The organism is Paenibacillus sp. FSL H8-0168 (assembly GCF_038592955.1).
In the GTDB taxonomy this organism is placed as follows: Bacteria; Bacillota; Bacilli; order Paenibacillales; family Paenibacillaceae; genus Paenibacillus; species Paenibacillus polymyxa_B.
The window spans coordinates 3,307,986-3,323,263 of record NZ_CP151948.1 but is presented as its reverse complement, the minus strand read 5'-3'; the positions used below and the strand labels follow the sequence as shown (position 1 = coordinate 3,323,263).

Annotated in this window: 11 protein-coding genes; all 11 read left to right on the top strand. The window is 47.1% G+C overall.

All coding sequences use genetic code 11. From position 1 onward, the window contains the following. The first annotated feature begins 119 nt into the window (after positions 1-119). The 11 genes from MHI21_RS14650 (at position 120) to MHI21_RS14600 (ending at position 15,173) form a co-directional block, all read left to right on the top strand. A complete protein-coding gene (locus MHI21_RS14650) occupies positions 120-1,619 on the top strand; it encodes an N-acetylmuramoyl-L-alanine amidase family protein (RefSeq protein ID WP_342418426.1) in 1,500 nt (499 codons plus the stop codon). 45 nt (positions 1,620-1,664) lie between these two features. Beyond that, positions 1,665-2,315 carry a GerMN domain-containing protein gene (locus MHI21_RS14645; protein WP_341161231.1) on the top strand — a complete coding sequence of 217 codons (651 nt, stop codon included), beginning with the start codon at positions 1,665-1,667 and terminating at the stop codon, positions 2,313-2,315. 213 nt (positions 2,316-2,528) lie between these two features. Next, positions 2,529-3,203, top strand: coding sequence for an endonuclease III (nth, locus tag MHI21_RS14640; protein WP_023989081.1), 675 nt, complete (start codon positions 2,529-2,531; stop codon positions 3,201-3,203). A 57-nt stretch (positions 3,204-3,260) separates the two neighbouring features. Then, complete coding sequence (locus MHI21_RS14635; RefSeq protein ID WP_013310628.1) at positions 3,261-3,533, top strand: hypothetical protein; 273 nt, start codon at positions 3,261-3,263, stop codon at positions 3,531-3,533. A 479-nt stretch (positions 3,534-4,012) separates the two neighbouring features. Further along, the gene (locus MHI21_RS14630) at positions 4,013-7,675 is read left to right on the top strand and encodes a dynamin family protein (RefSeq protein ID WP_342418425.1); all 3,663 of its coding nucleotides are present in this window, start codon (positions 4,013-4,015) and stop codon (positions 7,673-7,675) included. Positions 7,676-7,938: 263 nt separating this feature from the next. Further along, the gene (locus MHI21_RS14625; protein ID WP_061831566.1) at positions 7,939-9,714 is read left to right on the top strand and encodes an ABC transporter ATP-binding protein; all 1,776 of its coding nucleotides are present in this window, start codon (positions 7,939-7,941) and stop codon (positions 9,712-9,714) included. Next, positions 9,711-11,549 carry an ABC transporter ATP-binding protein gene (locus MHI21_RS14620; RefSeq protein ID WP_342418424.1) on the top strand — a complete coding sequence of 613 codons (1,839 nt, stop codon included), beginning with the start codon at positions 9,711-9,713 and terminating at the stop codon, positions 11,547-11,549. The genes MHI21_RS14625 and MHI21_RS14620 overlap by 4 nt, the downstream gene beginning before the upstream one ends. A gap of 129 nt (positions 11,550-11,678) precedes the next feature. Beyond that, positions 11,679-12,863, top strand: a complete 1,185-nt coding sequence (gene purT, locus MHI21_RS14615) for a formate-dependent phosphoribosylglycinamide formyltransferase (RefSeq protein ID WP_341161233.1) — start codon at positions 11,679-11,681, stop codon at positions 12,861-12,863. Then, positions 12,856-13,317, top strand: a complete 462-nt coding sequence (locus tag MHI21_RS14610; RefSeq protein WP_061831569.1) for a GNAT family N-acetyltransferase — start codon at positions 12,856-12,858, stop codon at positions 13,315-13,317. The genes purT and MHI21_RS14610 overlap by 8 nt, the downstream gene beginning before the upstream one ends. Before the next feature lie 207 nt (positions 13,318-13,524). Continuing rightward, the gene (locus tag MHI21_RS14605; RefSeq protein WP_341161234.1) at positions 13,525-14,265 is read left to right on the top strand and encodes a CAP domain-containing protein; all 741 of its coding nucleotides are present in this window, start codon (positions 13,525-13,527) and stop codon (positions 14,263-14,265) included. 227 nt (positions 14,266-14,492) lie between these two features. Continuing rightward, on the top strand, positions 14,493-15,173 hold the full coding sequence (locus MHI21_RS14600; protein ID WP_061831571.1) for a TIGR00266 family protein: 681 nt from the start codon (positions 14,493-14,495) through the stop codon (positions 15,171-15,173). The last annotated feature ends 105 nt before the right edge of the window (positions 15,174-15,278 follow it).

The window sequence follows — 15,278 nt, the reverse complement described above, 5'->3', positions numbered from 1 at the left end:
TATTCGCAACTTTTGGTGTGAGATAACGTCTAAAAGGTTGTCTGATATTACATAAGCGCGTATATCAGGTCGCCGCACCGGAGCATGTGGCAAAAAAATTATGAATGGAAGGGTGACGAATGAAGAAATTTGGTTTTTTGTTGTTATTATTTGTCTTCATGTGGGCGGTTCCGGGTTATGGACATGCGGCTTCGAGTGGAACACAAATCTATCTCGACGATCAACAGTTAAGTGTCCCTAGTGATGCTAAGGCACAAGTAATTGGCGGAAGTACAATGGTCCCGCTACGCGTAATTTCTGAAAATTTGGGATATGACGTGACATGGAAGCAGCAGGCGCGAACCATAACGATTGAGAAAGACAGTACCTCGATCCGAATGATAATCGGAAGTAAGACGGCGACTGTCAATGGAAGCGACATTAGTCTGGATGCTTCGCCTCTGCTGCGTTCCAATTATGCCCTTGTACCGCTTCGTTTTATCGGCGAGCAAATGGGACTGGACGTAAAATGGGACAGCAGCTCCAAGTCCGTAAAATTATATACCCGCAGTAGCGGGTCTGGAAACGGGGAATTTACACCTCCCAAGTCTGGAAATAACAGTACAGGTACTGGAAGTGTTACTGCGCCAACGAATAATGCAAACTCAGGTGTTACACAGGTGCAGGGAGTTAGTTTCAGCCAAAACCGTTTAACCATCACAACAGCCAGTGCCGTCAAGCCGAAAGCGTTTACGATGACAGGCCCTGATCGGGTAGTTGTGGATTTGCCAGCGACTGCGTTTGCTGACAATTTCGGAGACCAGCAGAAGCTGGATAGCAACTTAAATGGTTCGTTGGACATTGAGAATGAAGCGGATGTGTCCGGTATCCGGTATGCTTTGTTTCAAAAGGAACCTTCAACGGTGCGCGTTGTTATTGATTTAAAACATGCCATGAATTATACCGCATATAATGATGGATCGAATCGTGTTATCGTCGATCTGGCTTCCAAGGATTCAGTGAATACCACGCCAGACGCAACGTTACCAGATGGCTCACAGCCGGATGACACGCAGACATCACCAACTAACAGCAATGGTAAAAAGGTCGTTGTTATTGATGCTGGTCATGGAGCAAAAGATTCAGGTGCAGTTGGTGTTTCGAGAAAAAATTATGAAAAGACCTTCAACCTAGCTATGGCTCTGAAAGTAGAAAGCATATTAAAGCAGAACCCCAATCTTGAGGTTGTGCTGACACGCAGTGATGATACATTCTTGGAGCTTAAACAGCGCGTAAAAGTAGCTGAAAACCTTAATGCTAACGTGTTCGTGTCCATTCATGCTAACAGCAGCGGTAGCTCAGCTTCCAACGGTACAGAGACGTATTACCAGCGTAGTGCAAGCAAAGCGTTCGCTAACGTTATGCATAAGTACTTTGCTCCTGCGACGGGTCTGACAGACCGAGGCATTCGTTATGGCAATTTCCATGTAATTCGGGAAACGACTATGCCAGCCGTATTGCTTGAAGTAGGATATCTGAGTAATGCAAAAGAGGAAGCCACACTGTTTGATGAAGATTTTCAAAATCGGGTAGCTCAAGGGATTGCAGATGGAATCACAGAGTATCTCGACGTAAAATAAATCTTCAACAAATCGCTTGTCAACGTCAAGCAAGGAGGGGGACATATGAACAAGAAAATCGTAATTGCAGGCCTGCTGGCATTGTTCGCCATTGCAGGTGCAGGGTGTGCCTCTAAGCAAACATCGGCTCCTGCGACTCCATCTCAGGAAACACAAACTTCTAATGCACAAAATAGTACACCTGAACAGACGACTCCTGATCCATCGGCTCAGTCTGCTGAGAATAACGGGGCGAGTCAAACACCTGCATCTCCGTCAACAGAGCCTACAAAGACCAAGACGGACACGGAAAATTCAGGAGATCGACAAACACAGCAGATTACGGTGTACTATACGGATACACAAGAGAACGGCTTGAAAGAACAGAAAAAGGAAATTACCTATCCAAGCGAGCTGGAAAAATTGCAAAAAGCGTTTGAAGCTCTGCAAAAGAGTGGGGATTCTGCTCTAATCCCGTTGTGGTCCGAGAAAATTTCCGTGCATAAGATCAAATTGGATAACGGTGCATTGACTATTGATATTTCCCTGCCGGACGAGGCTCGATTGGGAGCTGGCGGCGAGGAATTGGCTATCGATGCCTTGAAGAAAACGATGTTCCAATTCAAGGAAGTCAAAACGCTGGATTTGCTCGTAGATGGGCAATCTCTGGAGTCCTTAATGGGACATGTAGATTTGGATCATCCCATGAGCCGCTAACCGATCAGACGGTATGAAAATTTCTTGGGGATTTACACACTTTTCACGTGCAATCTGTGACAGATAATGATAATATAGGAGTGTATTTCTCGCCTATGCAGGCAGTCATGCACAAATAGTATTCGTTTCTTTCCGGATGATTATTTAGAGTGACCGTCTTGATGCGGGCTATCCCGTATCAAGACGTTTTTTTTGGTAGGAGGTAGGATTTCCGTGAATGCAGCAACCGCACGTCATATATTGGACACCATCGGTACGATGTTTCCGGATGCCCATTGTGAGTTGAACCATGACAATGCTTTTGAATTAACGATCGCCGTGTTATTGTCTGCTCAATGCTCCGATCAGATGGTCAATAAAGTAACGGCAGACCTGTTTCAAAAATACAAGTCACCTGAGGATTATTTGGCTGTTCCTCTTGAGGAACTGGAGCAGGATATTCGCAGAATCGGCTTGTACCGAAACAAGGCCAAGCATATTCATAACCTCTGTCGTATTTTAATAGACCAGTACGGGGGAGAGATACCTTCAGAGCACGATCAACTGGTTAAGCTACCCGGTGTCGGCCGCAAGACGGCTAACGTCGTAGTATCTACTGCTTTTAATGTACCAGCTATTGCGGTAGATACGCATGTAGAGCGTATTTCCAAACGGCTCGGTTTTGCAGGGTGGGATGATTCAGTGCTTGAGGTGGAAAAAAAGCTGATGAAGAGGGTACCTAGGGATGAATGGTCTTTGACCCACCACAGGCTTATTTTTTTCGGACGCTACCATTGCAAAGCTCAAAATCCTCAATGTCAGGTATGTCCGTTGCTTGATGTGTGCAGGGAAGGCAAGAAACGTATGAAAACGTCTCTTATCAGAAAAGATAAGGAACGTAGAGCTTAAAGACCCACAGAGGTTACAAAGGGTTTAACCATTTATGTGTAGAAAAGGATGAAGAGTATGAAGTGCATTTCGGTATATACAGACAATTTTGAAGCGTTCTCTGATATTTTTGAGCAAATTGTAACAACAGAATTTGCTGAAAACGAAGAGCGCGAGCTTGAGGGAATCACGGTTAGTCATTCCGGTGATGTACCTGAGCATTATCTGGAGCGTATGTCACAAAAGCCAGAAGTGGTCGTAATGAAGGACAAATCCCGTGGGATTACGATTTTACAGCATGGTCAAGTATTTGAAATTTTGCTGCCAGTGCTTGAGACTGCAGCCAATTAATTTCAATTAGCGGACGACATGCGTTGCATGTTCCGGTGTAGGCGGCTCGGCTGGTTTATCCAGCCCGAAGGCGCATTATACATGAACCTTGCAGACCATCCTGATATGGCTAGAGCCTATTCCAATGAAGTGTGCATACATTTTGCACCCTGAATTAAGGTATCGCGTTCCCTATGTTCCAAAAGGTGAATGTACATGATGAGTAGGCTCACCCGTTGTATACATATCTTCGTCGTTGTCCTTTAAGGGGACTTTGATGAAATGCATTCGGTTGCCAAAATACTTATTCCTAATGATCCGTTTTGGACAGAATAAAATGAACTTATTATTATCATGTACAAAAACAGCGTTCCCTAAAGCCAGGTACTGGCGGGGAGCGCTGTTTAGTTTTTTTGATGTGATGATTCTCACAACGGCTTAGGAATGCTACAATATAGCTATTTGGTGCAGACAAGTGATAAGGAGTGGAACCGTAGCTTATGATGCAAACGATTACAGGAGATGCGGGAAAGTGGTTGGATACGATAGAACAGATACAGAATACATTGCGTAAAGCCGGGGACGAAGCGGGAGCGAAGGCGACAGGTGATCTGCTGGAAAAAGCATATGTGCAGGAGCTGACCATTGCCTTTTGTGGACATTTTTCAGCGGGTAAATCGAGCTTGATTAACAGCCTATGTGGTAAAACCGTGCTGCCATCTGGACCGGTGCCTACGAGCGCTAATGTAGTGTCCATCCGTTATGGGCGTCCGAGAGCGCTCATTCATCCAGCCAAATCAGCGGAAAATCCAGAGCCGGAAATCGTGGAGGCCTCCCTGTCCGAGCTTGCTGAGTATTGTAAAAATGGTGGAGCCTATGAATCGGTTCAAGTGTGGGAGGATGTTCCCATATTATCTTGCGGAGGAGTGTTGCTGGATACACCAGGCGTAGATTCCACAGACCACGGACATGCGCTGGCGACACATTCTGCTTTACATTGGGCAGATATTGTTTTTTATGTGATGGATTACAACCATGTCCAATCTGAAAATAATTTGTCCTTTGCCAAAAGTTTGTCGGATTGGGGTAAGCCGTTATATTTGATTATCAATCAAATCGATAAACACCGGGAGCGAGAGCTGTCATTTACACGTTATCGTAATGAGGTGGAGACTAGCTTTCATGCCTGGCAGGTTCATTATACGGATATCCTCTTTACTTCCTTGAAGGAGCAGAATCATCCATGGAACCAGTGGAAACAGTTGACGCACCTGATCCCGAAATTGCTGGAGCGAAAAACAGAGCTTTTGGCATACAGTTTAGTGTCCTCTATGCACCATTTGGTAGAGCAACATGTGGAGACTGTGCAGGCAGCTGAAGAAGAGGAACTGAACACACTGCTAAAAGAAGCAGGTGGAGAAGAAGCCATTTTGCGCCTGGATATAGAGCAGAAAACCTTGCAGCAAGAAGATGAACACTGGAAGATGCTTCCGGAGCAGGAGCGTAAACAACTGCGTCAAGAGCTGGATCATCTACTGGAACACGCACATTTGACGCCAGCGGAGCTACGTGAAGCGGCAAGCGAATACTTAGAGAGCCGCAAGCCGGGCTTCAAAACAGGACTATGGTTTGCAGGAGGAAAGACTGAGCGAGAAAAGGAAAGCCGTTTGGAACGGCTGACAGGAATGCTGACTGATCAGGTGGAGGGAAAATTGCTTCCTCATGTGCGGGAGCTACTGAGGTCTTGGGGTGACGGTCAGGGTTTGTGGTCCGCTGCGATGGAGCAGGAGCTGGATGACATCCGCCCTGTAACGGATCGGCAACTGGTAGAGCAGACGGTGAAGGAAAATGCGTTGTCGCCGGAGTATACGTTGAACTATTGCAAGGATCTACGTGCTGCTGTGACCGCCGATTGCCGCCGCAAGGCGCTTACGCTAGTAGACCGCCTGCTGGCCCAGCTTGCAGTGCGAGCCGAAGCCCGCCGCGCGGCTCTCGCGGATGCGCGCACTGCGCTGCTGGCGCAGGCGGAGGCGGCGAGCCGCTACAGCACCCGCGTGCAAGCCTTGGCTTCGCACGCCAGCCTACTGCGCAGCTTGCTGCCGCAGGCTTCCGCGCCAAGCGGCTTGCCCCGTGCGGACGCGCCTGCACCTGCGCCCGATACCGCTGCTGCTGTCTCGCCAGCTGCGGCGCCAACGGGCGTTGCGCGTCCTGGTATTGCTGGCTCGCGGAACGCATCGGCGCAGCCGCTAGCAGGAACGGCGGCAGCACAGCCTGCCGCCGGAGGCCGCCGCACGCGGCTGGATGCAGCAGCGGCCCGATTGAAGGCCGCCGCTGCCCTGGTAAGCCCATACCCTGCCATGCAAACGGCGGTACGGGATTTACATGCCCGCGCCGCTGCGCTGGAGGGTGGGCAGTTTACGCTGGCGCTGTTCGGAGCGTTCAGCGCTGGGAAATCTAGCTTCGCCAACGCTTTGCTGGGTGAAGCTGTGTTGCCCGTATCGCCGCATCCGACGACAGCGGCGATTAACCGCATAATGGCGCCTGCAAGTGCTGAGCGCCATGCCACGGCTGACGTCCATATGAAATCAGTGGACGCGTTGCGGGAAGATCTTAAATACTCATTTCGGCTATTAGGATTGGGGGAACCAGCGGCAGCGGGCTGGCAAGAAGTCGTTCATGCTTTATCTCCGGAAGGCATCCATCCTGCGGGTAGGCCTCATTATAGTTTTTTGAAGGCTGCCGCAGCGGGATGGGAAGAAGCTGAAAGCTTGCTGGGACAACAGCTTCAGGTGGATTTAGAGCAGTATCGAGATTTTGTTGCGTCTGAGCACAAATCATGCTTTGTGGAGCATATCGACCTTTATTATGATTGCGCTCTGACCCGTCAGGGCATCGTGCTAGTGGATACGCCTGGAGCGGATTCTGTGAATGCACGACACACAGGCGTGACCTTCAACTATATGAAGCATGCGGACGCTCTTGTATTTGTCACCTATTATAACCATGCTTTTACGCAAGGCGACCGACAGTTCCTGAACCAACTAGGTCGAGTTAAAGAGACCTTGGCGCTCGATCAGACGTTTTTTATTGTGAATGCATCAGATCTAGCTTCTTCTGAAGAAGAACTTCATTCTGTTACCCGGCATGTACAGGAACAACTACAGGCGAATGGAATCCGAAAGCCACGCATTTATCCGCTTTCCAGTATGCTGGCGTTGGAAGCTGCCGAACAGGGAGAGGCTTCATTGCGTTCAGCTTCACGTTTTGATGCATTTGAAGATGATTTCTCGGCATTTGCAGCCGAAGAGCTGGCAGGTCTGTCCATTGCTTCTGCTATGCAGGAACTGAGCCGGCTGCGGAACCGCATAGAGCAACATGCAGCCGATGCCCGGTATAGCGTGGAAGAACGTGAGATCCGATTCGAGCGATTAACTCGCATCCGTGGGGAATTGGAGCATACGCTCCTAGACCTGACTGACAGCAACGGTGCATCTGTGTTATCGGGCGAAACCGATGAACTGCTGTATCATGTACGTCAAAGGCTGTCCTATCGGACTGGAGAATTTATGGCAGAGGCGTTTCATCCATCTGTTCTGCGTGAAGGAGTAGGTGATCTTCGTTCGGCTTTTGCATCTTGTGGTCGTGAGCTGATGCGTTTAATCGAACTGGAGCTGTCTCAGGAATTACTGGCAACCACACTTCGGCTAGAAAAAACGGGACAAATTTTGGTGCACAAGGCTATACAACAATGCGTAGAACACATGAACCATCAGTTGCCAGGACTAGATTGCACAATTCCTGAATCCAGAAAATGGGCTGTTCCCGAGCTAAATGAAATTTCCTTGCAAGAGTCCATTCATTGGAAGGATTATTGGAATAGCTTTAAAAATCCAAAGCTATTCTTTGAAGGAACTGGTCGAGCGAATCTACAAACCAAACTGGAGCCGATATTACGCGAGCAAATCGGGGAAGCTGTGGATCAGCAACGAGAACGAATGGCTTCTTTTTACGTTACGCTGATGCAGGAGGAGCAAACGTGGCAGAAAGCTCAGCTTCGAGAGCAAATGCTGGAGACGACTCGTGGCATGGAGCATGCGCTTATGGGCGGTGAGCAGCCACAGGTTTGGGAAGAGCTTGCTGGCAAGATTGCGGCTTTGGAGTAAAGATAAATAAGTACACCATTTATTTAAGTTCAGGACACCGGGTTGTGGGACAACCCGGTGTTTTATGCATGCTCCAAAAAGAAAGCAATACTGAGTAAATAGCCATATTCAATAATAAGAAAGCGATTTAATTTGTCTAATCACCCACCACTTGATAACCTGCCTGAATACGGCTCGTTATCCTCTTTGCCGCCTTGGAACGCGAATGGTAAACTTCACTAAGCCATATAACAACGTCGTGCAACTAATGGAGGGACATTGACATGGAAGTGCTCAGGCAACTGCAAGTTTTTTTTCGCGAGAGGAGACACTATCTGTTTCTTTCTATTTTATGCCTTGCGATAGCGACGGCTCTGGGACTGGTGTATCCGAACCTGCTCCAAAGGCTTATTGATAACGCTATCATCCCCGGTGACTTCGGGAAAGTCCCGGCGCTGGCTCTGACTGTGCTGGGAGTAGTCATCATCAAAGGGTTCATGCAATTTTTACATGGTTTTTTTGGTGGACGGCTAGGTAACTACTTGGCGTACCGACTCCGCAATGCTTGTTACGAAAAGCTGCAATTTCTGTCCTTCAGATATTATGACACTGCCAAAACGGGTGATCTCATGTCCCGACTGACTGGTGATTTGGAGGCAATTCGTAACTTTATTGGGTTTGGTTTTGCCCAACTCCTCAATGTGCTACTGATGGTCGTATTCGGCTCTATGATGATGCTGTATATTAACTGGCAGCTCACCCTCATTACGATGATCAGTATGCCATTGCTGCTCTTCGTCACATTCAAGTTTGAATCCCGGATTCATCCCACCTTTCAGGAAATGCGGATTGCCCTTAGCGCTTTGACAACAGCGGTCCAAGAAAATATAACAGGTGTGCGAACCGTCAAATCTTTTGCCCGCGAATCCTATGAAGTTGAGAAATTTTCAGTACGTAATGAACAATACAAGAGTAATCAAATTCAGGCTGCTTCCTTATGGAGTCGGTTTTTCCCCGCTATGGAACTGATTGCTTCTGTCAGTGTGGTCCTTCTGTTGGGCATGGGGGGGTATCTGGTTATTCAGAAGTCAATGACCTTGGGGCAGCTCGTCGCTTTCTTTAGCTTAATTTGGTATATTATTGGCCCCATCTGGAGCATAGGCTTTCATATCAATAACTATACGCAGTCCAAAGCCTCTGGTGAAAGGGTCTTGGAACTGCTAAATCAGTCCATAGATGTAACCGATGAAGCCGGAGCACTTACACTCAATGCCGATCAGGTGGAAGGACATGTTACGTTTGAACATGTTACCTTTGCTTACGGAAATAAGCTTCCTGCTGTTGTTGACATCAATTTAGACGCACCGCCAGGATCAGTCATTGGAATTTTAGGGGGAACGGGGTCAGGGAAGTCTACCATTATTCAATTACTCATGCGCGCTTATAATGTGAATGCAGGAAGTATCAAGTTGGATGGCAAGGATATACGTCATTTAAAGATTCGCGATTTGCGTGCTCAAATTTCTTCCGTGTTTCAGGAGACGTTTTTGTTTTCGTCCTCTATTCGCAACAATATTTCATATGGTTTAAGCCATGTCAGTATGGATGACATCATACGCGTTTCCAAACTGGCTCAGGCTCATGAATTCATAACTGAACTACCGCTGGGTTATGACACTGTCGTCGGAGAACGTGGATTGGGACTGTCCGGAGGCCAGAAACAACGGATCGCCATCGCGCGCGCACTACTCAAAAATCCGAAGATTCTGGTTCTAGATGATGCTACCAGTGCGGTCGATATGGAAACAGAGCATGAAATACAGACCGGTTTTCAAGAGGTTATGCGTGGTCGAACAACATTCATAATCGCTCATCGAATCTCTTCGCTTCGTCATGCTAATGAAATCGTGGTGCTTGAGGAAGGACGAATCGTTCAGCGTGGAACACATGAACAGCTCATTGCTACTCCAGGTCCATATCAGGATGTGTATCATATTCAATACGCCGATTACATAGCTCAGGCTCCAGACGGTGTATCCGAAGGGCAGGTGAGACCATGAATATACCCGCAGAAAAAATCAAACCGTTAAAAAAACCAACGAATGAGCGCTTTGTCTATCAAGATGATGATGTCATTGACAAACCGTTTAACTGGTCAGAATTCAAACGTTTGCTGGCATACATGAAGCCTTATGCCCGTCAGATTTTGCCGATCCTTCTGGTCATGATGATTCTCGGCACCATTACCAAGCTGACCGTTCCTTATTTGATCAGTCTGGCCATTGATAAAGCAATTGCTCCCGCATGGCCTGCACTGCCCAGCGTAAAGTTGCTGTTGCTCATCACGGGTGCCGTGCTTTTGTTATATTTAATTCAATGGGCAGCCAGCACGTACCGCATTAAATTTACCAATATTATCGGTCAACGGGTTATTTACGATTTGCGTGAAGATTTGTTCAAGCATATTCAAAAGCTATCTTTTAACTTTTTTGATAAGAGACCGGCAGGTTCTGTATTAGTGCGCGTGACGAATGACATTAACTCGCTACAGGATCTATTTACGAACGGTGCAGTGAATGTCCTGATTGACTGCGTACAGCTTATCGGAATTATTGTCATTTTGCTGCTTATTAACTGGAAGCTCGGTTTAGCGGTAATTGTCACTGTTCCGATCATGTTTTTGATCTCGACCAAGCTGCGCGTTCGCATCCGTCGCGCTTGGCAAGAAGTGCGTATGAAGAACTCGCGTATCAACTCTCATTTGAATGAGTCTATTCAGGGGATTCGTGTGACACAAGCGTATACGCAGGAGCAGGAAAACATGGCTTATTTCGACGACATGAACAGCTCTAGCAAAAAATCGTGGGATAAGGCTTCTGCCATGAATCAGGTTTTTGGCCCACTTATTGATATTACCGGAGGATTTGGTACGCTTGTGCTGTTCTGGTTTGGAGCGCATTTAATTCAGACAGACCAACTTACGGTGGGATTACTGGTTGCGTTTGCTAACTACGTTGGGAACTTTTGGGAGCCGATTAATCGGCTGGGCCAAATGTATAATCAGTTACTGGTTGCGATGGCTTCGTCAGAACGAATTTTTGAGTTTATGGATGAACAGCCGAATATTGCAAACAAACCGGGAGCAATAGCCTTGCCGCCCATTCGGGGAGACATCCAATTTGAAAAGGTCATTTTTGAGTATGAAAAGGGACGTCAGGCGCTTAAAGGTATTAATCTTTCTGTCGAGGCGGGTCAATCTATAGCGCTTGTGGGTCATACCGGATCAGGTAAAAGTACAATTATTAATCTACTAAGCCGTTTTTATGACATTACGTCAGGGCGGCTTACGATTGACGGTCATGATGTGCGTGATGTCACAGTGGAGAGCTTGCGAAGCCAGATTAGCATCGTACTTCAGGATACATTTATTTTTTCGGGGACGATCCGTGATAATATTCGATTTGGCCGTTTGGATGCAACGGATGAGGAAATTGAAGCGGCTGCGAAGGCGGTCAATGCTCATGAATTCATTGTTCACTTGCCAGCTGGCTATGAAACAGAGGTAGAGGAGCGGGGGGGAATGCTGTCTATGGGCCAGCGACAGCTCTTATCCTTTGCTCGAGCCTTGCTGGCTAATCCGCGAATTCTTATCCTAGATGAGGCCACAGCTAGTATTGATACAGAAACGGAGTTGAAAATTCAGGAGGCTCTTCAGGTTTTACTAGAAGGCAGAACTTCTTTTATGGTCGCTCACCGTTTGTCCACCATCCGTAATGCTGATCATATCGTTGTACTGGATCATGGGGAAATCCAAGAAAGTGGTAATCATGAACAATTGATGAAAAAACATGGAATATATCGGGGGCTGGTGGAAGCACAGTTCAGATTTTTGTAAAAAAAAGATCAAAAAATCGCGTTTTTTGTAAATTTTAATGCCGAGCACTATTGCATTCTTGGAGCTAAACCCTGAAAATAAAGATGAAAAGAGATCAGAGCAATTTCGTCAGAGGGGGAAGAGTTCAAGATGTGGGGTGCTCCTTTTTCTGCCAAGGCTAAGAAGATGCTGCTGCTGGGTAGCGGCGAATTGGGAAAAGAAGTCATTATTGAAGCTCAGCGGCTTGGCGTGGAATGTATTGCTGTAGATCGCTATGAACTGGCTCCAGCAATGCAGGTGGCCCATCGCTCTCACTGTCTGGATATGCAGGATGCTGAGGCGTTGAAGGTACTAATTCGTAAGGAAAAGCCCGACATAATTGTACCTGAAATCGAAGCTATTGCTACGGGTGCTTTGGAAGAATTAGAGCAAGAAGGATTTCACGTAGTACCAACGGCCCGTGCCGCCCGTCTTACGATGGACCGGGAAGGTATCCGCAGGCTGGCTGCCGAGAAATTAGAGCTTCCGACTGCTGCCTATCGTTTTGCAGATAACTTTGAGCAGTTGCGGTCGGCGGTTCATGAGCTGGGCACGCCATGCGTGGTCAAGCCCTTGATGAGTTCGTCGGGTAAAGGGCAGTCTGTATGCCGGGCAATCGAAGATGCAGAATCCTGCTGGAATACGGCGCTGGAAGGCGCGCGTGCCAAAACAACACGTGTCATTGTGGAAGCTTTTGTCCCGTTTGAGAGCGAAATTACCTTATTGACCGTCAGATCGGTTTTGGGTACGACTTTTTGCCCACCGATTGGCCACATTCAGAAAGATGGGGATTATGTCGAATCCTGGCAGCCTCATGGCATGACGGACAAGCAGCTTTCGGAAGCGGAAGACATTGCCCGTAGGATAACGGATGAACTGGGTGGTTACGGATTGTTTGGCGTAGAGCTATTTTTAACAGCTGATGGCGTCATATTCAGTGAAGTATCCCCTCGTCCGCATGATACAGGAATGGTGACCATGATTACGCAGGATTTGTCGGAATTTGCGCTTCACGTGCGGGCCATTCTCGGATTCCCGGTGCCATCCGTCACGCTGCTTACACCAGGAGCTTCAGCTACTTTGAAGGCAGAAGTGACTACGCGGGATTTCGTAATAAGCGGTCTGCATGATGCATTATTGCTACCCCGGACACAGGTGCGAGTGTTCGGGAAGCCTGAAACCAAGCCGGGACGCCGGATGGCTGTAGCGCTTAGCGCTGCAGAAGATGTGGAAACAGCACGGAAGACGGCCAAAGAAGCTGCTAATATGCTGAAAGTGGAGGTAAATCATGTCTAACAATGTGATGATTCCAGTACTGACAATTCGTTCCGTAGAGCTTGGCGATTGCGAAGCCGTAACTGGACTACTAAGAGAAGTCGGGTACCCGATGACTTGTGGTGTAATGAAAGAAGTTATGGGAACAGCGCGGGAGGACAGTCAAGCGAATATGATGGTTGCAGAAATGGATGGTCGTGTTGTCGGAGTAATCGGCATGCATACGGCTCAAAGCTTGGCTTATCCTGATCCTGCCGTACAAATCACCATGCTGGTCGTGAGCGGGGAGTATCGCGGCGAGGGCATTGGCAAGCGCTTGGTGGCTTGTGGTGAGGAGTGGGGACGTGCGCAAGGATGCTATCATTTATTCATTACCGGAGCGAATAACCGCATCAAACAAGTAGAGGCCCGAGCTTTCTACAACCGAATCGGCTTTGAAAAGCAAGGCTACCGTTTCAGCAAAAAGCTTAGATAATCAGCCTATAACAAGACAATCTAATACTTAAAGCCTCACTACTTTTAACTCAGTTCCGCATGGTCAATTCCGAGCGGGGCTATTTTTTTTCCAACTTTTATACCATTGATCCTGCTATAAAACATGATATACTGCTAGAGTAAAGATTACAAAGTTGTAACCAGACGCGTTCACACCAAGGCATTTATACAACAAGGAGATGACGAAATGAAGAATATGTTGAAAAAAACACTGGTGATGGGAAGTCTTAGCGCCATTTTATCCGCAGGATTCATCGTTCCGGCATCAGCTTCACCAGCTGACGATTTGACTGCCCAACTGCAACAATGGTTTCAAAATAACGGATATACCGTCAATATGTCCAACGGGACGACTACGATAACAAAGACCGTAATTAAGGATGTTTCTGAAAAGGACAAGGCTAAAAACAAAACAGCAAATCCTTCATCCGGCAAACAAACAACAACCAAACAGGGTGGCCAAAAGGCTTCGCAGTCTGGTACCAAGCAACAGACCCAAAAACAAAACACAAACTCAGGCGCGGGTCAGTCTGCAGGTACGGATGCACAACTCAGCAAATCCCAATTTGCAGCTGAGGTTGTAAAGCTTGTAAATAACGAGCGCAGCCAAAAAGGTCTCAAGCCCCTCGCATCGAATGCGAAGCTTACAGAAGTAGCCTTAGTCAAGGCGAAGGATATGAGTACGAACAATTACTTTTCCCATACTTCACCGACCTATGGTTCACCATTTGATATGATGAAAAAATTCGGTGTAACTTATACGTATGCGGGTGAGAATATTGCTATGGGACAACAATCACCACAAGAAGTGATGAAAGCCTGGATGAACAGTCAGGGACATCGTGAGAATATTTTGAAGGCAGAGTTTACACAAATCGGTGTGGCTTACTACAATGGGTATTGGGTACAAGAGTTTACACGTAACTAAGATGATAGTAAATACGTTCCCAACGTTATGTCGCTGCTACGAAAAGATAGTGACGTGACGTTAATCTAGAGACCCGCTGACACGTTCAGCGGGTCTTTTGGTGTCTCTTCATCCTCCAGTGGCATAACCACTGCTTTATACCAGAAAAGACATAAGGGACGTATTTATAGTATGATAGCAGCAAGTTGAATAGATATCAGACTACTTATGGAAAGCCAGGTGAACAAATGAGCTACGAAATCGTGCATGAAGGTGCCTTTGCTATGCTCAAGGTGCAGTTGAAACCAGGGGAAATGATTAAAGCAGAAATGGGAGCGATGGTTTCCATGTCTTCCAGTGTAGATATAAAGGGGACGGTAGACGGTGGACTGTTACGTGGTTTAGGCAGAATGCTGAGCGGAGAAAAATTCTTTTTTCAAGAACTGAGGGCAGCCAGGGGACCGGCTGAGGTATTGTTAGCCCCTGCTAGTATAGGTGATGTACAAGCGGTGGAACTGGATGGAACGTATAGGCTGTTCGTCCAAAAGGACGGTTTTCTGGCTTGTACGGAAGGCATTGAGGTTAGCACCAAAATGCAAAACCTGATGAAAGGTTTATTTTCCGGTGAAGGTTTTTTTATCGTAGAAATCAGTGGTCGAGGTACGGTATTCCTGTCCTCTTATGGAGCCATTCATCCCATTTATATTGCGCCAGGAGAAGAGCGTATTATTGATAATGCACATCTGGTGGCATGGCCGGATTATATGGATTATAAAATTGAAAAAGCATCTAAAGGCTGGTTGTCCAGCGTAACGAGTGGAGAAGCACTTGTATGCCGCTTTCGCGGTGAAGGAACGGTACTGATTCAAAGTCGAAATCCGGGCAGTTTTGGACAATGGATCAAAAGTTTTATCCCTGATAGCAAATAGTTTGATTCGTCTGATTAGAGATGAGAAGATCAACTGTTCGCACAAGAAAGTATTATATAAGGATGGTCATTTGCCATCCTTTTTTTGCATGTTCATGGGAAATTA